Origin of the sequence: Blautia faecis, assembly GCF_027662325.1 — a bacterium.
GTDB lineage: Bacteria > Bacillota > Clostridia > Lachnospirales > Lachnospiraceae > Blautia_A > Blautia_A faecis.
On sequence record NZ_JAQDKY010000053.1, the window covers coordinates 1 to 21,243 of the forward strand.

The 21,243-nt window shown below is 41.1% G+C and carries 18 protein-coding genes; 15 read left to right on the forward strand and 3 right to left on the reverse strand.

Going from position 1 to position 21,243, the window contains the following annotated elements; genetic code table 11:
* Positions 1-525: 525 nt before the first annotated feature.
* The 15 genes from PGQ38_RS17415 to PGQ38_RS17485 all read left to right on the forward strand — a co-directional run bounded on the left by PGQ38_RS17415 (position 526) and on the right by PGQ38_RS17485 (position 15,940).
* Positions 526-1,293 (forward strand): ParA family protein, encoded by a 768-nt coding sequence (locus tag PGQ38_RS17415; protein ID WP_148463060.1) that lies wholly within the window; start codon positions 526-528, stop codon positions 1,291-1,293.
* Positions 1,293-2,294: a ParB/RepB/Spo0J family partition protein gene (locus PGQ38_RS17420; RefSeq protein WP_173718484.1), complete on the forward strand. Its 1,002-nt coding sequence runs from the start codon at positions 1,293-1,295 to the stop codon at positions 2,292-2,294. Before PGQ38_RS17415 ends, PGQ38_RS17420 begins: the two co-directional genes overlap by 1 nt.
* Positions 2,295-2,303: 9 nt before the next feature.
* On the forward strand, positions 2,304-2,828 hold the full coding sequence (locus tag PGQ38_RS17425) for a DUF4446 family protein (RefSeq protein ID WP_118580781.1): 525 nt from the start codon (positions 2,304-2,306) through the stop codon (positions 2,826-2,828).
* Between the two features lie 243 nt (positions 2,829-3,071).
* Complete coding sequence (gene serS, locus PGQ38_RS17430) at positions 3,072-4,364, forward strand: serine--tRNA ligase (protein ID WP_148463062.1); 1,293 nt, start codon at positions 3,072-3,074, stop codon at positions 4,362-4,364.
* 160 nt (positions 4,365-4,524) lie between these two features.
* Complete coding sequence (locus PGQ38_RS17435) at positions 4,525-5,397, forward strand: DUF3881 family protein (protein ID WP_195380101.1); 873 nt, start codon at positions 4,525-4,527, stop codon at positions 5,395-5,397.
* Positions 5,370-5,768, forward strand: coding sequence for a DUF6783 domain-containing protein (locus PGQ38_RS17440; RefSeq protein WP_204454363.1), 399 nt, complete (start codon positions 5,370-5,372; stop codon positions 5,766-5,768). Before PGQ38_RS17435 ends, PGQ38_RS17440 begins: the two co-directional genes overlap by 28 nt.
* Positions 5,765-6,532 carry a transporter substrate-binding domain-containing protein gene (locus tag PGQ38_RS17445; RefSeq protein ID WP_148463065.1) on the forward strand — a complete coding sequence of 256 codons (768 nt, stop codon included), beginning with the start codon at positions 5,765-5,767 and terminating at the stop codon, positions 6,530-6,532. The genes PGQ38_RS17440 and PGQ38_RS17445 overlap by 4 nt, the downstream gene beginning before the upstream one ends.
* A gap of 326 nt (positions 6,533-6,858) precedes the next feature.
* Complete coding sequence (locus PGQ38_RS17450; protein WP_148463066.1) at positions 6,859-7,512, forward strand: amino acid ABC transporter permease; 654 nt, start codon at positions 6,859-6,861, stop codon at positions 7,510-7,512.
* A 12-nt stretch (positions 7,513-7,524) separates the two neighbouring features.
* Positions 7,525-8,250: an amino acid ABC transporter ATP-binding protein gene (locus PGQ38_RS17455; protein ID WP_148463067.1), complete on the forward strand. Its 726-nt coding sequence runs from the start codon at positions 7,525-7,527 to the stop codon at positions 8,248-8,250.
* A gap of 187 nt (positions 8,251-8,437) precedes the next feature.
* The gene (locus PGQ38_RS17460; RefSeq protein WP_148463068.1) at positions 8,438-9,532 is read left to right on the forward strand and encodes an alanine/ornithine racemase family PLP-dependent enzyme; all 1,095 of its coding nucleotides are present in this window, start codon (positions 8,438-8,440) and stop codon (positions 9,530-9,532) included.
* A gap of 134 nt (positions 9,533-9,666) precedes the next feature.
* A complete protein-coding gene (locus tag PGQ38_RS17465; protein ID WP_204454345.1) occupies positions 9,667-10,275 on the forward strand; it encodes a cytidylate kinase-like family protein in 609 nt (202 codons plus the stop codon).
* Between the two features lie 3 nt (positions 10,276-10,278).
* Entirely contained in the window at positions 10,279-11,463 is a 1,185-nt protein-coding gene (locus PGQ38_RS17470; protein WP_270432865.1) for a YgeY family selenium metabolism-linked hydrolase, read from the forward strand.
* Positions 11,464-11,647: 184 nt separating this feature from the next.
* Positions 11,648-13,264 (forward strand): FMN-binding protein, encoded by a 1,617-nt coding sequence (locus PGQ38_RS17475; protein WP_118580766.1) that lies wholly within the window; start codon positions 11,648-11,650, stop codon positions 13,262-13,264.
* A 190-nt stretch (positions 13,265-13,454) separates the two neighbouring features.
* Positions 13,455-14,489, forward strand: a complete 1,035-nt coding sequence (locus PGQ38_RS17480; protein WP_270432867.1) for an ABC transporter substrate-binding protein — start codon at positions 13,455-13,457, stop codon at positions 14,487-14,489.
* On the forward strand, positions 14,486-15,940 hold the full coding sequence (locus PGQ38_RS17485; protein ID WP_270432869.1) for a GGDEF domain-containing protein: 1,455 nt from the start codon (positions 14,486-14,488) through the stop codon (positions 15,938-15,940). The genes PGQ38_RS17480 and PGQ38_RS17485 overlap by 4 nt, the downstream gene beginning before the upstream one ends.
* Positions 15,941-16,029: 89 nt before the next feature.
* On the opposite strand, the gene PGQ38_RS17490 is transcribed toward PGQ38_RS17485, so the two are convergent.
* From PGQ38_RS17490 to PGQ38_RS17500, 3 genes are all read right to left on the reverse strand, one after another.
* Positions 16,030-17,427 carry a DUF1254 domain-containing protein gene (locus tag PGQ38_RS17490; RefSeq protein ID WP_204454340.1) on the reverse strand — a complete coding sequence of 466 codons (1,398 nt, stop codon included), beginning with the start codon at positions 17,425-17,427 and terminating at the stop codon, positions 16,030-16,032.
* Between the two features lie 264 nt (positions 17,428-17,691).
* The gene (locus PGQ38_RS17495) at positions 17,692-19,650 is read right to left on the reverse strand and encodes an alkyl/aryl-sulfatase (protein WP_330674533.1); all 1,959 of its coding nucleotides are present in this window, start codon (positions 19,648-19,650) and stop codon (positions 17,692-17,694) included.
* Positions 19,651-19,854: 204 nt separating this feature from the next.
* On the reverse strand, positions 19,855-20,646 hold the full coding sequence (locus PGQ38_RS17500; RefSeq protein ID WP_204454338.1) for a LytTR family transcriptional regulator DNA-binding domain-containing protein: 792 nt from the start codon (positions 20,644-20,646) through the stop codon (positions 19,855-19,857).
* Positions 20,647-21,243: the final 597 nt, after the last annotated feature.

A 21,243-nucleotide genomic window follows, 5' to 3' on the forward strand; every position in this document is an offset into this window, starting at 1 on the left:
ATTGCGGGAATGATTTTTCAAACGGGCTCTAACATGTTAACTGACAACAAATATATCCATAAAAAATGTTTAAAATCTCATAATTAGGGTTATAATTAATAAGAAGATAAAAATAGACAATATTTTTATGAAAAGAAATGCCATTTTCTATGTTTCACGTGAAACATTATGTGGCGAGATAAATTTAAAAGTGTTATAATAGCAATAGCTATATGATAAGATTGCAGAACCTGTAGGATGGTGATGTGATCTATAAACTTTGGTTATTGTGTGCAATTAAAAATTGCAAAATGTTTCACGTGAAACATTTTTTATATAATAAGAAATTCTGTTGAAATTTTCTATTATATAAAAAGCCCTACTAGGCAGGATCACACTGCGGCAGAAAGTTAGATGGCGCTCGAGGTGCCCCGCCGTAGGTGGAGAATCCTGCAAGCAGGCTTCTTTTTTACAATTAAACATGTTGCTTTTTATAAAAATGTTGTGTGAACAGTAACCTAAATAATATGAAAGGGAGGGTTGATATTGGGCAGAACGATTGCGGTTGCTAATCAGAAAGGCGGCGTTGGTAAATCTACCACAGCCATTAATCTTTCTGCATGCCTGGCAGAACAGGGAAAAAAAGTTCTGACAATTGACATGGATCCTCAGGGAAACACTACCAGTGGATTAGGTGTTGATAAAAATGAAGTAGAAGATACCTTGTATGAACTTCTGGTAGGACAGTCCGATGTTGAGAAGACGATTGTCAAAGATGTAGTAGAAAATGTAGATTTGATACCATCAAATGTAAATCTGTCTGGCGCAGAGATTGAGCTTGTTGGTATTGATAATAAAGAATACATATTGAAAGAGATTACTGACAAAATAAAGAATAATTATGATTATATTATTATTGATTGTCCCCCATCTCTGAATATGCTTACTATTAATGCACTTACTGCTGCGACATCTGTTTTGGTTCCGATTCAGTGTGAGTACTATGCATTGGAAGGATTATCACAGCTGATACATACTATTGATCTGGTAAAGGACAGGCTGAATAATGATCTTGAGATTGAGGGCGTTGTGTTTACTATGTATGATGCCCGTACAAATTTATCGCTACAGGTAGTAGAGAATGTTAAGGAAAATCTTCAGCAGAATATTTACAAGACCATTATTCCGAGAAATGTCAGACTGGCAGAAGCTCCAAGTTACGGACAGCCGATTACTCTTTATGATCCGAGATCCACAGGAGCAGAAGCTTATCGCCTTCTTGCGGAAGAAGTGATAAACAGGGAGGTTGAGTAATGGCAGTTAAAAAGAAAGGTCTTGGAAGAGGTCTGGATGCTCTTTTCCCGGAGAAGTCAGTGAAGCCAGCTGAAAAAAAACAGGAGCAAAAGCCAGTTGCCACAAATGAAAGCTTACATCAGCAGGAAGAAGGTTCTTTGAATGCTTCAGCAGTGAAGAGTGCTGCAGAAACAAAAGATACAGCACAAGCTGCAGTAGTTGAAGAACCGAAGAAATCTGAAATGCTTGTGAAGATTTCAAAGGTAGAGCCAAACAGAACTCAGCCACGCAAGCAGTTTGATGAGGATGCTTTATTGGAATTATCTGAATCAATTAAGCAGTTTGGCATCTTACAGCCACTTCTGGTTTCGAATAAAGGCGATTACTATGAAATTATTGCGGGCGAGAGAAGATGGAGGGCAGCCAAACTTGCCGGATTGAAAGAAGTTCCGGTAATCATTAAGGAATTTAATGATCAGCAGGTAGTTGAGATTTCCCTGATTGAAAATATTCAGCGGGAAGACTTAAATCCAATAGAGGAAGCGATGGCCTATAAGCGCCTGATCGATGAATTTAAGCTGAAACAGGATAATATTGCAGAACGCGTTTCTAAGAGCAGAACTGCAGTGACTAATTCCCTTCGCCTTTTGAAATTGGATGAAAGAGTTCAGCAGATGCTGATTGATGAGATGATTTCAGCTGGGCATGCTCGTGCAATTCTTGCAATTACAGACAAGGATAAGCAGACAAGTGTGGCAATGAAGGTTTTTGATGAGAAATTAAGCGTTCGAGAGACTGAAAAACTGGTAAAACATATTGTGGAGCCACCGAAGAAAACTCAGAAGACGGTAAATACAGCTGAAGATGCGATTTACGAGAGTCTCGAGGAGAAAATGAAGGGCATTATGGGAACCCGGGTTTTTATCCACAGAAAGAAAAATAATAAAGGTAAAATTGAAATTGAATATTATTCCAGAGATGAACTGGAAAGAATCATTGAGTTGTTTGAATCAATAAGATAAGGAGAGTGCATGAGCAGTATTTTTGACAGCCTGGGAATTGACCCGGGTATCATTATTATTTTACTGCTGATTCTGACCATCGTTCTGGCGGTGAATGTATTCAGCAGCAAAATGAGGCTTAGCCGTTTGGAACGTAAATACAAAATGTTCATGAAAGGCAGTGACGCACAATCTCTTGAGAAAGTTTTTGTACGAAAATTCGCCCAGATTGACCGCCTTTATGAAGCAAAAGAGGATCATGAGCACGACATCAGCTTTATCAAACATCATTTGGAATCTATGTTCAGCAAATATGGAGTTGAAAAGTATGATGCGTTCGATGATGTAGGCGGAAAACTCAGTTTTGCACTGGCTTTGTTGGATCAGGATAATTCCGGAGTAATTTTGAATGCAGTACACAGCAGAGACAATTGCTTCCTTTATCTGAAAGAAATTGTAAAGGGAGAGTCCTATGTAATGTTGAGCCAGGAAGAACTTGAAGCCCTTAGAAAAGCTGTAAATTTTGGCTTGGAAAATATTGAAAAAGATGAGTAAATTGGTTGCTGCGAACAGTTGGTAAAAAATGAATATAAGTCATAAAAAAACAGCGAAAAATGACAAAATTGTTATAAAAAATAAATAATAATGACAATATTGTTATAAAACGAAAAACAAAACAGATACTTGCCATAAAAAGAGATATGAAAAAATAAAACAGATACTTGCTGCAAAAAGAGATATGGAAAAATAAAACAGATATTTGCTATGAAAAAAAAAGTATCAGTACAGGAGGAAGACATGTTAGACATCAAATTTGTGAGAGAGAACCCGGAAATCGTAAAGCAGAACATCCGCAATAAATTCCAGGACAGCAAACTGGAGCTGGTTGACAAGGTTCTGGAGTTGGATAAGGAAAACCGCGAGATCAAACAGGAAGTAGAAGCTCTTCGTGCAGAGAGAAATAAAATTTCCAAACAGATTGGTGCTCTTATGGGCCAAGGAAAGAAGGATGAAGCAGAGGAAGTTAAGAAACAGGTTGCAGCTTCCGGTGAGCGTATTGAGGAACTTTCCAAGAGAGAGAAAGAAGTTGAGGAAGAGCTTCTGAAGGATATGATGGTAATCCCGAATATCATTGACCCATCTGTACCGATTGGTAAAGATGACAGCGAGAACGTTGAGATTGAGAAATTTGGTGAGCCTGTTGTTCCGGATTTCGAAGTTCCGTATCATACAGAAATCATGGAAGCTTTTGACGGAATCGACCTTGATAGCGCAAGACGTGTTGCTGGTAATGGTTTCTATTATCTGATGGGGGATATCGCAAGACTTCATTCTGCAGTTATTGCATATGCACGTGATTTCATGATTAACAGAGGATTCACATACTGTGTACCGCCGTTCATGATCAGAAGTAACGTTGTTACAGGTGTTATGAGCTTCGCTGAGATGGATGCCATGATGTACAAGATCGAAGGTGAGGATCTGTACCTGATCGGAACCAGTGAGCATTCTATGATTGGTAAATTTATTGACCAGATCATTCCGGAAGAAGAGCTTCCAAAAACTCTTACAAGTTATTCTCCATGCTTCCGTAAAGAGAAAGGTGCTCATGGACTTGAAGAGAGAGGCGTTTACCGTATCCACCAGTTTGAGAAGCAGGAGATGATCGTAGTTTGCAATCCAGAGGACAGCAAGATGTGGTTTGACAAACTGTGGCAGAACACTGTTGATCTGTTTCGTTCCCTGGATATTCCGGTTCGTACACTGGAATGCTGCTCTGGTGACCTGGCAGACCTGAAAGTGAAATCCCTGGATGTTGAAGCATGGTCTCCAAGACAGAAGAAATACTTTGAGGTAGGAAGCTGCTCCAACCTTGGTGATGCACAGGCACGTCGTCTGAAAATCCGTGTAAACGGAAAAGATGGCAAGAAATATCTTGCTCATACTCTTAATAACACAGTTGTTGCTCCGCCAAGAATGCTGATCGCGTTCCTTGAGAACAACCTGAATGCAGATGGAAGCGTAAATATTCCAGTTGCCCTTCAGCCATACATGGGTGGAATGACAAAAATTGAGAAAAAGTCCAAATAATTGGACTTAAAAATGAAATAGCACAAAAATACCAAAAATTGGACTTTGAGCTGAAAATAGTAATAGATCAAAAGTAAAATATCAGATGGTCCGGAGAATATCAGAATATCTGAAAAGTTGTTTGATTTGCAATAAGACTGCTTAACAGGGAGGTGATAATGTGCATAGTTATTTAAGAACTGTTGGCTTTTCAAAGGTAAAGTCACGTAAAGAAATGCAGGAAATCATTCAGGATGTGATAAATACTTACGATGAGAAAATTGCAGTGGAGAATCATCCGGATGGAGTTTTTGTACAATATTCCAAGAATTATGGCTGTGACTGTGGAATAACAGTCTGTGGACAGTATGATGAAGACAATGAGTTTCACGTAGAATATTCATTTCCATTTTTTCGCGGCACAGGAATCACCTCTCAGGAGAGTGTAGTCGTGGAGAGACACGCAGAAAAAGAGTCTTACGCAGGGGCGTGTGATGACATGCGCCTTGGCGTGACTTTGATCTTTTATCTTCAGAATCCTGCAGAATATATGCTGGAGAAGTATAAGGGGAATGTGCGTGAAGGACAGCCACTGACGATTACAGGACTGGCAAGAGAAGGGAAGATCCTTTTTCCGGTCCAGAAAGATAAAGAAGCTGTAAAAGTAGAGCGGGAGCTGACAAAAAACCGCAATAATCTGATCGCGGCTGCCAGAAATGGTGATGAAGAAGCCATGGAAGACCTTACAATGGAAGATATGGATATGTATTCCATGATTTCTGAGCGTATTGTTACAGATGATGTGCTGACAATTGTGGATACCTGTTTTATGCCTCATGGAATTGAATGTGATCAGTATAGTGTGATGGGCGAAATCGTGGATTTTGTGAATTTTAAGAACATTCTCACTGGTGAGAAACTGTGCCAGATGACTATCGAGTGCAATGATATCCAGTTCGATGTGTGTATAAACTGTGCGGATCTGCTGGGCGAACCGGCTGTGGGACGCAGATTTAAGGGGCTGATTTGGCTGCAGGGGCAGCTGCATTTTTAGACGAATCTTTAGATTCATCTAGAGCGTGTTTGAAAAATCATTCCCGCAATCTGCATGCCCCACTTTGCGGTATATTTCACCCGAATTCGGTCGCCGCAGCCCGCTACGACGCCCTCATCCGAGCGAAATCTCCCACAAATTGTGACGCACATTTTGTAGAAAGCCTTTTTCAAACACGCTCTAATTTAAGTTATAAAAACAATCTCAAAGTTAATAAAAAAGCTCTTGACAACTTCGAAAAAAGCTCCTATAATGCAGAACTATCAAAAAGCAAACGAAACTACAAAGGCGTAGAACACTTCAATGTGTCTGCGCCTTTTTTGTTTCCAGGCTTAAAAACAATCTTTTTACGAGGAGGAAATCAACTATGAAAAAATTCAAAACAATTTCAATGGGACTGGTACTTACAATGGGACTGATGACTGGCCTTGGTGCAACTCAGGTATTTGCAGATGATGAGAAAGTTTACAAGATCGCATGTGACCAGGCATATGCTCCATTTTCCATTCAGCAGGATGATGGAAGTTATAAAGGAATTGATGTAGAACTTCTGGCTGCAATTGCAGAGGAAGAGGGATTCGAATATGAGTTGACTCCTATGGATTTCTCAGGTATCATCCCGGCACTGGTTTCAGGAACAATTGATGGTTCTATTGCAGGAATGAATATCACAGATGAGAGAAAAGAGAGCGTTGATTTCTCTGATGGATATTATGAATCTGGTTCTGCACTGGTTGTAAATAAGGATGATGATTCCATTTCTGATTTTGATGATCTTAAGGGAAAAGTTGCAGCATGCAAGGAAGGAACTACCGGTCAGCTGTGGTGTGAAGATCATGCTGATGAATACGGATTTGAGACAACTGTTTATCCGGATTCTGTAAGTATGATGATGGCAGTTGCAAACAAACAGGCTGATTTCCTTATCGAGGATTATCCGGTAATCAGCTATCAGATCAAGATTGGTGAGCAGGAAGATCTGAAAGTTGCCATTGACGCAATCGAGGAAGCACCTCAGAATGGATTTGCTGTAAAGAAAGGCGAGAATGCTGATCTTCTTAAAATGTTTAACGAAGGACTTCAGAAAATCAGAGATAACGGCAAATATGATGAGATTATTGCTGAATATGAATAAAAAAGACAGACAGAAAGCTGCATAATAAAGCAATATTAAAGTCAACGGAAAATATATTTTTACTCATAACTGTAAGGTGTTGAAATGTTATGAGCAGAAGAAATAATCATTGAAAAGTAAAACTGAATCGTAAAAAGGCATTCAAGGGAGAACGCATATAAAAAGCGTTCTCCCTTGCACTTTTTACAGGAAAACAAACTTATTGAAAAATGGATGCTGTTTGCAGGTAATGTTGCGGAAAATATTTGGGCTGAATGGAGCAAACAGCAATAAAAGGAACTTTTTAAAGGGAAACAAAAAGAAATCCGATAATAAAGAGGTACAATATGGCAGATTATTTTTCTAATTTTGTTGAATACTTTCCACGGCTGATGGAAGGTCTGAAACTGACAATTATAATAGCGATTTTTGGTATTCTCCTGGCGGTGGCGCTTGGTATTATACTTTGTATTTTTTCTATCAGCAATAGTCGTATCTTACAGAAGATTGCCAGTGTGTATATCACAATTATAAGAGGTATTCCGCTTATGATTCTGGCGCTTTTTTTGTATTTTGGCGTAATTAAAAACTCCCTGACCCTGGTGCTGGCTGCAATTATTATTTTGGGAATTAATGCTTCTGCATATATGGCAGAAATTTTCCGGGCAGGTATTCAGGCCATTGATTATGGTCAGATGGAAGCAGCGAGAAGTCTTGGTTTAAGCTATTTTCAGACTATGAGAAAAATTGTTCTTCCACAGGCGGTAAAAATTATGATCCCGTCTCTTATGAACCAGTTTATCAGCAGCCTGAAAGATACTGCAATTCTTTCCGCAATCAGTGTTAATGAGTTGACAATGACTGCCAAAACCATTATTGCAAGAAACTACAAAGCCTTTGAATTATATTCCTATGCCGCAATCATTTATATTGTATTGATTACAGCTCTTACATGGCTTTCCAAGAAAGTAGAGCGCAGACTCAGCTATGATAAACGTTAGGAGAAATGAATTATGGCAATTATCGAGGTAAAACATTTACATAAAGTATTTGGAGATCTGGAAGTTCTGAAGGACATCTCCTTTAATGTAGAAGAGGGCGAAGTGATTTGCCTGATCGGACCGTCCGGTTCCGGAAAATCCACCCTGCTCAGATGCCTGAACAAACTGGAAGAGAAGCAGGATGGCGATATTGTGATTCTTGGAGAAAATATTTCCGAGATTAAGAAAATCAATCAGTTCCGTGAAAATATTGGAATGGTATTTCAGCATTTTAATCTTTTTCCAAACTATACTGTGCTGCAGAATATGACTTTGGCACCAACTATGCTGAAAAAAATGTCAAAAGCGGAGGCTGTAAAAAAGGCAGAACAGCTTCTGGACAGAGTTGGATTGCTGGATAAAAAGGACGTGTATCCTGTAACCTTATCAGGTGGTCAGAAACAGCGTGTGGCAATTGCCCGTGCGCTTGCAATGAACCCGAAGATTATGCTGTTTGATGAGCCTACCAGTGCATTGGATCCGGAGATGGTTGGAGAAGTTCTGGACGTTATGAAAGAGCTTGCCAGAGAAGGTATGACTATGGTTGTAGTTACACATGAAATGGGATTTGCAAGAGATGTTGCGGACAGAATCATTTTTATGGATGACGGTTACATTGTAGAAGAGGAAAAACCGGAAGAAATGTTTGCACATCCGAAGACGGAAAGATGCAGGAACTTCCTTGCAAGTGTGCTGTAAATTGAAAACTAGTATCTATGCTCAGTCAATATTGTTATGAAAGCTGGCAGCTATGCACCTATAGTGTGTTTTTATCTGCCGGCCTCATTTGCAATCTGTGGCATTAAATAAGCAAAAAAACTGCAGTGGACAGGACGGCAGAAGAGTTTGGGCCACTCATATCATCTAATAAGGAGCGTGGTCAAAGTTGTATCCATGCATACATATCAATCTGGATAAAATTGCAGAGAATGTAAGAGTCATGAAAGATCTGACTGAAAAACATCATATAGAAATAACTGGTGTAACCAAAGTTTTTGGTGGCGAGGAAAGGATTGCTCAGACTCTGGTGAACCAGGGGATAAAAAGGCTGGGAGATTCCAGAATTGAAAACATCAGAAATTATGAAAATCTGCCTTGTGAAAAGTGGCTGATCCGTATGCCATCTATATCTGAGGCGAGAGAAGTGGTGCAGTTCTGTGATGTGTCGGTAAACTCTGAGCTTGAGACACTGAAAGCACTTAACCAACAGGCCATACAGTTGAAAAAGAAACACAAAGTAATTCTGATGGTGGATCTGGGAGATCTGCGGGAAGGCTATTTTAAAGAAGAACATCTGGCAGAAGCGATAAACTATGCAAAGCAGGCAAAGGGGTTGGATTTGTATGGACTTGGTACAAATCTGACCTGTTTTTCTTTTGTACAGTCTGATGAGGAAAAAATGAACCGGCTTCTTGGTCTGGCAAAGAAATACGATGCATCTGTATGTATCAGTGGTGGCAATTCTGCGACTATTCACCTGATGCTGGAAAACGGGATTCCGGAAGGAATCAATAACCTTCGTCTTGGTGAGTCTGTGCTGTTTGGCAGAGAACGGACAAACTATGAGTATTTGCCGGGAACCAGCAACGACGCATTTATCATGGAAGCTGAGATCATTGAATCTAAAGAAAAGCCGTCTATGCCGATCGGAAAGATTGGTGCGGACAGTTATGGTCATGTGCCTGTTTTTACAGACAGGGGAATTCGAAAGAGAGCCATCTGTGCCCTTGGCAGACAGGATGTTGACGTAGAAACCATGTGGCCGGTAGATGAAGGCGTGGAAATCATCGGAGCCAGTAGCGATCATCTGATTGTGGATGTAACGGACTGCGAGAAAGAATTTAAGACTGGAGACAGGATTTGCTTTCGTTTAGGTTACTTTGCTGTAATGCGTGCTTTTACCAGCAAATATGTGGAAAAGATATATGAAAAACAGGAGATAGAAAAGGAAAAAAACGAGAGCTTGTATAAGGTATCATAAGAATTACTGTTTGCAAGTAATGTTTCACGTGGCACTTTTTGTAAGCAAACAGAAAAGCGAAAATATAATTTATGCAAAATGAAAACAGTAGTTCGTAGAATTTTGAGAAAAACATAAAATCCAGGAGGAAAATCATGGGAAAGCATTTTGTACTGACTATCAGCCGTGAATTCGGTGCAGAAGGTCATGAAATAGGAAAAGTACTTTCAGAACGTCTGGGAGTAAAGCTCTATGATAAAGAACTGCTTGCCAGGGCAGCTGCAAAATCAGGAGTGGATGTTAATTCTGTGTGTGGATATGACGAAAACGTGGAACGGCGTTTTATGGATCCTTATCTTGGAAACGGACGCATTAATTCTGCACAGGAGGATAAGCTTTTTCATCAGGAAGCACAGATCATGAGAGACCTGTATGCAAAGGAATCCTGTATCATCATAGGCAGGTTATCAGATTATGTGCTTCACGATGAGCCGGATGTACTGAGTGTGTTTATTTATGCTCCGGAGAGCTTTCGTATTGACAACATTATGAAGAAGCACCACATTTCTGCCAAAGAAGCCAAAAAGCTGGTGCGGAAAATGGATGCGGCGCGGAACAATTATTACCGTTTTTACTCCATGGGAAAATGGAGCCATAAGAAAAAGAAGGATCTTACTATAAACAGAGAGACTTTTGGAATCGAAGGCTGTGTGAAAATTCTGGAGGCAATGATCCGTACGAAGACGGACGAGGAGGAGCAATAGGCCATGAGTGAAAAATGGGACGAAAAAGTAATTGAGCTGGCAAAAAGTCTGATAAACTGTCAGAGCTATTCAGGACACGAGGATAAAGCGGCGGAAGCTTTAAAGGCGTATATGAAAGAGACCGGTGTTTTCGATGAGATAGAAACTGACTGCTACGGAAATGTGATCGGTCATATTAAAGGAAAAAATCCTGGTTCGAAAGTCCTGTTTGATGGACATATAGACACGGTTCCAGTTGGAAATTTAAAGGATTGGAAACATGATCCATTTCATGCAGTTGTTGAAGATGGAAAGCTTTATGGCAGAGGAGCTGCTGATATGAAAGGTGCGGTAGCTGCATTTACAGTTGCTGCGCATAGATATGCGGTGGAAAATGGGAAAAATTTTGCCGGAGATGTATATGTGGCCGGTGTTGTGCATGAAGAATGCTTCGAAGGTGTTGCTGCGCGAAAAATAAGTGAGAAAGTAAAACCGGATTATGTGGTAATTGGTGAAGCTTCTGAAATGAATTTGAAGGTAGGCCAGCGTGGCCGTGCGGAAATTGTGGTTGAGACCTTTGGTGTCCCGGCACATTCAGCAAACCCGGAAAAGGGCGTAAATGCAGTATATAAAATGTGTGAGGCCATTCAGGCTATCCGCGCGATCGAACCGCCTGTCCAGAATAAACTTGGAAAAGGAATCCTGGAGCTGACAGACGTAAAATCTTCCCCATATCCAGGAGCCTCCGTTGTTCCAGAATACTGCCGTGCGACCTATGACCGCAGACTTCTGGTAGGTGAAACCAAGGAAAGCGTGATTCAGCCAATTATTGAAAAAATGGAAGAGCTGAAGAAAAAGGATCCGCAGTTTTCCTATAAGGTTTCTTATGCAGTGGGAAAAGAGGAATGCTACACCGGAGAAAAAATCCAGGGAGAACGCTTTTTCCCAGGCTGGCTGTTTGGCGCAGAAGAGGAGTGGGTAGCAAAAATAAAATCCGAACTAGAAAAAGATGGATTTTCTCCAGAGGTAACTACCTACAATTTTTGTACAAATGGAAGCCATTATGCAGGAGAGGCAGGCATACGTACTATTGGAATGGGACCTGCAAGGGAAAATCTGGCGCATACCATTGATGAATATGCGGAGGTGGAAGATCTGACAAATGTATTCAGATGTTATGTGGGGATTATGAAGGCGTTGTTGGGATGATGTATAGCTTTCGGTAAAGTGAAGAAATAATGTGAAAATGATAGAAAAGGCATTCTTTTTTGAGTATACTATTACTTGGAAGGGAGTGCTTTTTTATGATTATTGATAGGCTTTCGGTGTTTGTGAAATGGAAATTTTGGAAGCAGTTGAAAAAAGATAGCCTACAAAAAGAAGCAGCTAAAAAATGAAAAATAGAAAGAACAACTGGATAAAAATAGTTATCCAACTACTGTCGTTTATCTTAATCCCAGAACTGTTCGTAACAGGATTTACAGCTATTGGAGATATCTTTTCCCAGATCTATGCTGGAAGTATTTCCTGGGAGAGTGTCAGGTATTCGGTGTATGTACTAATCGCGACAGTGCCAGGAAGTGTACTGGTGGGGAGATTTTTTTGCGGATTTTTCTGCAGCTTTGGAGCTGTGCAGGATTTCTTGTGGTTTGCAGCGCGGAAGCTGGGAAAAGGCAGCTGGAGGCGGAACAGAAATCCAGAAATATACAAGAAAGCTGACAGAGTTCTGAAACTGGCAAAATATGGAGTACTTGTTTATTTTGTAATATTTATATGGAGTGGTGTTTTGACCTGGAAAAAGCAAGGTCCGTGGGAAATATTTGGCCAGTATATTGTGCCTGGACATTGGCCGGGAGTGAAGCCTTTGTGCTCGGTGGGGGGAATTTTACTCTTGGTGATTTTGACAGGATCAGTGTTGGTAAAGAGATTCTTTTGCAGATATTTCTGTCCAATGGGAGCGGTGTATGCACTGATTTCCAGAGGTGCATTTTTGAAAATCGAAAAGCTCGGACGAGAATGCAGTGCCTGTTCTTTGTGTACTGCGAAATGCAGCATGGGAATTGATTTTACGAAAAAGGAACAAGTTACAGGTGGAGAGTGCATTGCGTGCCAGCAGTGCATTAGCTGGTGCCCGAAAGGAAATGTGCATTTTGGAATTAAATATGGAATGGTGATCGGAGTATTGCTCACGTGTGTGATGATTGGGGCTTCCCAGCTCCTTACGGCGAGAAGCTATACGAAGGATAGAAATATAGCAGGCGGTGTTGTTGAAGGTTTCAGATATAAAGACGGTACTTATACTGGAACAGGTGAGGGCTATCGTGGAGCGATACGTGTCACTGTAAGTGTGGCGGACGGAAAAATAACCAGTCTTACACTGGATAGTTATGAGGATGACAAGTCTTATATGGAAAAAGCGAAAGCTGAAATCTTTTCTGCAATAATCGGACAGCAGAATACGAATGCAGATACCGTATCCGGTGCTACATATAGTAGTAAGGGGCTGATTCAGGCTGTACAGAATGCTTTGAAGGAGGCAGGAACTTCAGAGACTGCGGAGAATGGTTCTGATGATAAAGCTGCGGACAAGGCTGAATTTATTTCTGCAGGCCGCTTCCGGAACCTTGTCGATGGCGTATATACAGGATCTGCCGATGCTTTTCGTGGTGATGTAGAAGTTCAGGTTACTGTGGAAAATCAGCAGGTAACGGATATTTCCATCTTCTCATACTGTGACACAGAAGAATATTTTTTTAAAGCTGCGCCAGTTGTAATTGAAGAGATGAAAGAGGAACAAAGTCTGAACATTGATGCTGTCAGCGGAGCCACATACAGCAGCAACGGAATTATTCATGCTGTGGCAAATGCATTGGAGATTCCCGAAGATCAATATGCCGAACGTCCTGGCCGGAATCTGGCTGCCAAGAAGAAAAGCCATGGACATATTGTAAAACATGTAATAGAAAACCAGGAAGAGTATGAAAAGAAGGTTAAGGAGTATGAAAAATAGATAACAGAAATCAGAAACGGAGGATGCAGACTGGGAATCGTGAAGAATAGACATTGACAGCCCTTATACATCAGGCATATAATATGTCAGATATACACAAAAAATATATGCAAAAATGTAAAATATCTGGTAACTATTCAATATCTGCGCTGCAAGCGTTACAATTTGGAGTATAAGTACTGGGGAAAAAATGAGACGAACGAAAGCATATCGGTTGATTTTTGTGGGAGTGGCATCTGTTCTGCTGGGAGGCTGCTCGGGGAGTTCGAAGGCAAACATGGAGGAGGCAGCAGAGCAGCCCGCTATGGTGGACTATACCTGTATTTCTAATCCGGAAAGCGATAAGCAAATATATGTTATTCTGAAAAATTATCATGGTGCTTACTGGGAGAAGGTAATAGATGGTATAACAGAAGCTGCAAAAAAACTGGATGAAGCGGTTTATCTTGGCGGAATTGATAACGAAACTGACATTTCCGGTCAGATTGACCTGATGAACCAGGCTATGGAGCAAGGCGCTGACGGAATCCTGCTGGCTCCGGCAGATTCCAATTCACTGGCAGACAGCTGTCAGAAGGTACGGGAAAAGGATATTCCGGTAGTACTTATTGATTCTTCTATTAACAGCAGCGAATTTGATGCCTGTTACATGACAGATAATATAGATGCCGGAGAAATGGCAGCGAAAGAAATGCTGGAGTTGCTGTATGATGCAGGAAATTCACCCACAGACCCACTGGAAGTGGGAATCCAGTTGTCATCGGATAGTTCACAGGCAATGGTAAATCGTGTTTCCGGATTCCTGAATTTCTGGGCGGGCAATGCACCGGAGCAGTGGGAAATCGTTCAGGATATAAGAGTTAATGGCGGTGATACGAAAAAGGCACAATCGGATGCTTCTGCATTATTGAGAGAAAATGCAGATATAAAGGGCTTTTTCGGCTGTAATAACACATCTACTGTCGGCATCGTAAATACTCTTTTTGAAGAAGAAAGAACAGATGTAGTGCTGGTGGGTTTTGACCTGGCGGACGAAACGAAACAGATGCTTCAGAATCCGGAGTATCATGCAGTGACTGTGCTGCAGAAACAGGATCAGATGGGATATCTGGGAATGCTTTCCCTGAATTCTCTTATAAAGGGAGAAAAATCAGAGCAGAAGTATTTTGATACCGGAGTTATTATGGTTGATTCTGATTACCTTATGGAGAATGCTGTCTCATGAAAGATCGAAGAAAAAATAAAACAAAAAGAAAAGTCCTGCTGGCTTTGTATCTGGCAGTTTGCCTTGTCATTATCGTGGCGGCATACTTTCACCTGAGCAGAATTGCGCGGAATTTCAATACAGAGCATCTGGAGCTGATCACAGGCCTGTACGCGGAAAAGATGAATGATTCTATGGAATATCTTCAGAACTATGTACAGGAAGATATAAAGATGATCCGGTCTATGGAAAATGCCCAACCGGAGGAAATCCTGGAACAGCTGGAGAAAAATCTTGACAAGACTGTTTTCGGTGATATTGGTTTTATTATGAATGATGGCGAAATTTATGGCAGCAGCAGCTGCGCTGTTTCCGATATCAAAAAGAAGAAGCTGGATGAGGCGGCGTTGGCTTCAGATACTTCTTTTAACTCGGATCCTTACCAGTCCAGCAGAACTGGAAATATGACCATGACTGTTTTTGTGCCAGTAGGGGATACTTCACTGGTTCATACACTTTATGTGTCGATTATGATCGAAAATCTCAGACAGCTGGGTGAGTATGAGCTTCTTCAGGGCAAGATCAGCATTCATCTGTTAAAGGCCGATTCAGAAAATTTTATTACCTGTGTTAGTGACAATTCCGGCCCGTCTGGCAGTTGGAACAATCTTTTGCTTCAGCAGAAGTATTTCCAGTATGATGCAGGTTATTCCTACAACCAGTGGATAAAGGACATGCGTTCCGGAAAGAAGGATGGGAGATTTTCCGCTATTATCAGAGGAGAGGAATCTACAATTTCCTATAGAAGTATTTCTGTTATGCCAGGCTGGTATGTGATCGTTGAACTGACAAATAAGAATATTTCTGATATTACCCAGCAGTTTTCCGCCTGGGGCGGAGTATATGGAAGTATTCTGGTAGGATTCACGATACTGTACATGCTGACCCTTGTGCTGTTGGAGAAAAAAGATAAGAAAATGTACATGGGATTGTCTACTACAGATCCTCTTACCGGAATTCTGAACCGCAGAGCTTTTCAGATTGCCGTGGAAGAAGAATTGCGTAAAAAAACGCCAGGCATCTTCATCTTTATTGATGTAGATAATTTTAAAATTTATAATGATACTTACGGTCATAACAATGGAGACTTCTGCCTGAAGCATTTTGCGAAAACTATGAAAAGCTGTTTCCCGGAGGATAGCATAATCGGCCGGTATGGCGGTGATGAATTTGTGGTTTACCTGAAGAATCTTACAGGGGAAATGGCGCGGACTTATATGGAAACGTTTCAGAGGATGATTTCCCAGCTTACACTGCCTACAGGAGAGGTTGTAGAGCTTTCAGCCAGCGCAGGCGGAGCTGCATTCCCGGAACAGGGAGAAGACGTTATGTCTCTTTGTAAAAGCGCAGATATGGCTTTGTATAAGGTGAAACAGAATGGGAAAGCTGATTTTAAAATGAAAGGAATGTAAATGAAAGGATCCCGGCAAGGTCGAGGCTTGTTAGCCTTCTACCTTGCGAGGGATCCTTTTTACCTGATAAATGTGTTCTGCGGAAATATCTAATTTACGTTTGCCGGATCAAGCTCTGTAATGGTTGGTGCCGTCCAGATGTCCAGTGCATCCATATCAGGTGTATAGATACGCATATACAGGTGGAAGCCACCGTCACCCACAGGAAGCCAGTTTGTGGTATCCTCCGGTGCATCTTTAGACAGAATAACATCAACAGAGCCATCTTCATTCGCTTTCAAACCGGAACGGTCATTTATGCAGTAACGATCAATAGGATTATCGATCAGGAAATCATCATCCCCATATGCAGTCACAGACCAGAAGCCTCCTTCAAGAACCTGCGGATAGCTTTCGAAATGAAGGGTATATGACTTCTCTCCTGTCAGAAGATTTCCATCCGCATCCTGTTCTGTCTTGGCATACAATGCAACCTCAACGGTATTGGCACCAAGCCCTGCAAGTGCTACCAGTGCACGATAAGCATATTCTGTGTTACAATCTCCGATTGGTGCACCAAAATAACTCCACTGGCCAAGCTTCTTTGAGAATTTCATTCCCTCTTTAACAAGCTTTGGCCGAATTTCTGTCAGCATTGTTTTCCAGCTTTTGGCAACATCACCGGTAAGAACAGAAGCATCAAATTCCATACCAGGTCCTACATTCACAGCAGCTATTTTTTCAAGCATTTCCTTATCTGCAGCTGCCGGAGAATTCTTTACCATTAATTCATTAGCCTTATTAAAAAATGTAACCGGATCCATGGAAAGAACCTTATCAACAGGAACATAATTATTCTCTTCGCTATAGCTGCCCTTTGGAGGCTCATAAGTATCTCCAGATATATAATTGGAAAGTGGCATTAGTTTCATTTTTTCCTGAATGGCACGCACATTTGGCAAATCCTCTTCTCCTGATAAAATGGTTCTGGTGATAGACCATGCCATGGATGTGGGAACATCTATACGGGTAACGCCCTTAGGCAGTTCTCCCTCCCATGTAGAAAGAGTAATTGCATATGCACCTGCCTGATCAAGAACTGCGGCAGTGTTTGTCCAGGCATCCAGCACCTGAACCTTACAAAAACGATCTGTTTCCGGAAGCTCATAGACCATTGGTTCCTCGCTCAGATCATACCATACCTGTGAATAGATCGTATCCACATTAGGAGTTACCACATTCCTGAATTGTGCATTTGCCTGTGCAACACTGTGTATAAACTGATTTACAGGTGCTTTCCCGGTAACAGCTTCCTCTGTGTTCGTTGCTGAAATCTCAGTCGCATCCATAAGCACCAGTGGAAATGCATAAACATAAGCATCTTCCACAGTCTCCCATATATTTTCATCTGTCTCACTGTCAGCAGCTGCTGCAAATACCTGCACATTGCTGGAATAGCCTGACAGCACCAATGCTGCACTGGCTATAAGAGCTGCAAATCTTTTCATATCCATATCCTCCTGTAAGTATTTATGATTTTGTCAAGCGGATATTCCAGATCCGCTTTGCTACTTGCTCATAACCGAATAATTGCTTCGCAGTTTATCTGAAGGAGCTTGCACTTCTCCTGATACAAGCAAGTTCCCACCCACTGCTTATTGCTTTTTGCAATCGCCCCAGGGGACTTACTTGATTCGGTTAAACACTCTCTAAACATATAGGAAACCGACACGCCTGCAACAACAGGTATGTCACGCTTCCAGCACCAAATTTTATGGCTCGATAATATTAAAATAGTTATACTCGGAGGTAACAGTAACAGCATCCATCAATCGTGTCAGGCAGGTCTCATCACCCTCCTGCTGGATCAAAGCTGCAATATTTTCCGTGTTTTTCTGAATAATAGACAGCAGTCCGGCACGTTTGGTAGTCCATGTCACATCCGCATCCGCATCCTGTGTATCTTTCTGATAAAGAAGTACACCATTTTTCACGCGGAGTACATAATTACCTTCCGGCAATATAAGATTTGCTGTAAACGTCAGATCCGGAACCTTCGTTGTATCTACAAGAATTCCCAGATAATCCAAAATCATTTCAGGTGTCATATGTAAAATAACATCACCGTTACCATTGCCTCGCGTTGCATCATCGGTATTTGTACCATTTCGCAGCTCCTGTGCCGCACAAAGGTAAGCACTGCGCCATGGACCGGATTCTGCCTGATACCCCAATTGTTCTAATGCATCTGCACAAAGATAACGTGCATCCATATTTTCCGGATCAGCAAAAATCAGCGTATTGGTAATCTGGGCAACCCACTGATATTCTCCCTTTGCAAAATCTTCTTTTGCTTTTTCAAGAACCGCATCTGTGTCATCGAAATATTCTACCAGCTTTTGTGCATAATCCGATGGTGTAAGTTCAGCAAGATGGACAGGATTACCGTCATACCACCCCATGTATTTCTCATATACTGCCTTCGAATTATGAGAAACTGTGTCATAATACTGACGGGTATACCAGACTTTCTCCAACTCCTTGGGAAGCTGGATCATATTAGCAATCTCTGTCTCCGTATAACCTTCATTAATGTAAAGCAATGTCTGGTCGTTAATAAACTTATACACAGCTGCAGTATTGGTCATATATTCCTGAATAATATCCTTTCCCCAATGTGGCCAGTTATGAGACTGGAATACTACATCTGCCTGATCACCATAAAGTGCCAGAGATTCCATAATGTACTCTGCCCATGCGTTTCCGTCACGTACCTGGGCTCCGCGGAGTGTATACAGGTTGTGGAGTGTTCCTGTACAGTTTTCAGCCATCCACAAAGCATTTTTCGATCCAATCCAGAAGTTCATCTCCGCCGGTGCTTCGGTACCCGGAGTAAGCTGAAATTCAAGTTCCACTCCATCAATAGTATGCTTCTCACCGGTTTGTGTGATTTCAAGTGTAGGAGAAATATAACTTGTGCTGCCCCTGGACTGCCCCATACCAATACCAATAGCAAGAGCTCCTGTTTCACTGGCCTCAAGCATTGTTCCATACTGATAGCTTGCTCTGCGCCCCATAGCAGTACCTGCATAAATATTCTCGCTGACAGCATGCTTCTCAAAGCCCTCCGGTGCAATTACTTGCACATCACCGGATTGCACATCCTCTTCCGAAATAATTCCCCTGACTCCACCGAAATGATCAATATGGGAATGGCTGTAAATTACTGCCTTTACAGGAAAAGTACCAAGGTTCTCTTCCACCAGGGTAAAAGCCGCTGCCGCACATTCCATGCTCATCAGTGGATCTACTACAATCCATCCCGTATCGCCTTTTATGAAAGTGATATTTGACATATCATAGCCACGCACCTGATAGATTCCATCGGTTACTTCAAAAAGACCATAAATATGATTCAGCTGTGTATCTCTCCAAAGACTTGGATTCGCTGTATCCGGAGCATCCTGATCCAGAAAAGCATATGCTGTCTGACTCCATACAAGTTTCCCGTTCTCATCATAAATATCCAGAGTATCCGGAGAAGCAATAAGACCCTTTGTAGCATTTTCAAACTCCGCAGTATCCTCGAAATCCAGCAATGCATAAACTTCCTGATTTGCATCAATGGTATACTGGGTGGCTGGTTTGCTTTCTGCTGTTAATTCTGATGCGGCAATTACGGTGAAACTGCCACAGGTAGTCATGGAAAGTGTCAATGCAGCGGTAATCAAAGCAACTGTTTTTTTCTTTTCATGATACGGTTCCCCCCTTATCCTGCAAAAAATTTAGATATTCTCTGCTGAAAATCTTAATTAATTGCAAAAATGATATCTAATAGAAATATAGCATGAATATATCAGGGGAACAATCGAATTATAGCGAAACAATTTTTTTGTTGCGGTAAATTAACCTGATAAGCGGTAAAACGACATTTTTTATTTAGAAGAATTACTTTTCATGGAAACTTCAACCAATCTGACCAGATAATTTTCTTCACTTATAGATTTCATTTTGTCTGCATTAAACAAAATGCATCCGCAGTGTCCTGGAAATGTAGGAAAACATATAATTTTCAGATTCGTATCTATTTCAGGACTATAATCCATGATTTCCAGTGTTTCACCATACAAGGTGGCACGTTCATAAACCTGAAGCCATTTCGCATCCATATTGGAAAAAAGACTGGAAAAGGAATTTCCGATCATCTTGTCTAAGGGCAGCTTTTCCAGAGTAGCCAACGCTTCATTTCCATATCGGAAGATCCAGTCCACTGCCTTTTTTTCTTCATTGAATACCATTTCTATATCTGTAAATGCAAAAGGAAGAGCATCACATATTTTATAATATTTGCAATATTCCTCTGCTGTCAGCGGCAGCTTTTTTTTACTGATTTTTGCGATCAGAAGCTCCTGCTTTTTCTGCCGTTCTTCTCTGAGCATCCTTTTTTTGCGTTTTGTATAGCAAATCTTCTCACCATTAGACAGTAAAATCATGTCTTGAATATCACTGATTGCAGACACAGCTACCATACAGCCGCGTTTTACCTCCATAAATTCTTCATTCAATTGTTTCTTTAATTCTTTCAGTGTCATTCGGCAGCGATAAATGTTTCCATCAAACATATGAATCCTGCAATGATCATCTGACATGATTACATAGAGAATGTCTGCATATCGGATCGCGATCTTCGTGCGATTGAAGGTTACTGTAATGAATTCCTGTTGCATGGCTGAAGTCTCCTTCTGGTAATTAAAAATCTATTTGAAAAATATAACTTTTACTATTCTAGCACTGTGCCAAAGCTCTTACAAGTATACAGATGCCAACCGTATAGTGCGTCAATTTATGTTTCGGAAGTGGTAACTGCTTCATGATGCACATCTTGTAGAAAGCTTTTTTTCAAACATGCTCTAACGAACAGTAACCATTGTAAGGGCGGAACAGAAGAAAAGTCTTGTAATTTGTGTGTAATTATAGTACAATTGAAGCTACAGATTTGTCCTGTCAGTTTAATGGATAGAACAAGTGCCTCCTAAGAGAAAGCCGAGGCATTCCCCAAAGGGAAAAAATGAAAAACAACTTTCAGTTCGAATCTATTCTGAAAAATGCTAATGGTGACAACAAAGCATTCCCCAAATTGGGGAACGTTCTAATGTTACCAAATCAAAAAAATCTGTAGATTGACAACTCGAAAAAGAGTTGATAATCTTATATATGGCCGAAGGGAAAAATCCCAGAAACCCAGTAAAATCAAGGGTTTGCGGCATGTGTCGTCATAGCTCAGCTGGATAGAGCACTCGCCTCCTAAGCGAGGGGTCGGAGGT

Bases quoted from the DNA above. Each gene is read 5' to 3' on its own strand.
- PGQ38_RS17420 (WP_173718484.1), top strand. From the start codon at position 1,293: ATGGCAGTTAAAAAGAAAGGTCTTGGAAGAGGTCTGGATGCTCTTTTC.
- PGQ38_RS17425 (WP_118580781.1), top strand. From the start codon at position 2,304: ATGAGCAGTATTTTTGACAGCCTGGGAATTGACCCGGGTATCATTATT.
- serS (WP_148463062.1), top strand. From the start codon at position 3,072: ATGTTAGACATCAAATTTGTGAGAGAGAACCCGGAAATCGTAAAGCAG.
- PGQ38_RS17445 (WP_148463065.1), top strand. From the start codon at position 5,765: ATGAAAAAATTCAAAACAATTTCAATGGGACTGGTACTTACAATGGGA.
- PGQ38_RS17450 (WP_148463066.1), top strand. From the start codon at position 6,859: ATGGCAGATTATTTTTCTAATTTTGTTGAATACTTTCCACGGCTGATG.
- PGQ38_RS17455 (WP_148463067.1), top strand. From the start codon at position 7,525: ATGGCAATTATCGAGGTAAAACATTTACATAAAGTATTTGGAGATCTG.
- PGQ38_RS17465 (WP_204454345.1), top strand. From the start codon at position 9,667: ATGGGAAAGCATTTTGTACTGACTATCAGCCGTGAATTCGGTGCAGAA.
- PGQ38_RS17470 (WP_270432865.1), top strand. From the start codon at position 10,279: ATGAGTGAAAAATGGGACGAAAAAGTAATTGAGCTGGCAAAAAGTCTG.
- PGQ38_RS17475 (WP_118580766.1), top strand. From the start codon at position 11,648: ATGAAAAATAGAAAGAACAACTGGATAAAAATAGTTATCCAACTACTG.
- PGQ38_RS17480 (WP_270432867.1), top strand. From the start codon at position 13,455: ATGAGACGAACGAAAGCATATCGGTTGATTTTTGTGGGAGTGGCATCT.
- PGQ38_RS17485 (WP_270432869.1), top strand. From the start codon at position 14,486: ATGAAAGATCGAAGAAAAAATAAAACAAAAAGAAAAGTCCTGCTGGCT.
- PGQ38_RS17490 (WP_204454340.1), bottom strand. From the start codon at position 17,427: ATGAAAAGATTTGCAGCTCTTATAGCCAGTGCAGCATTGGTGCTGTCA.
- PGQ38_RS17500 (WP_204454338.1), bottom strand. From the start codon at position 20,646: ATGCAACAGGAATTCATTACAGTAACCTTCAATCGCACGAAGATCGCG.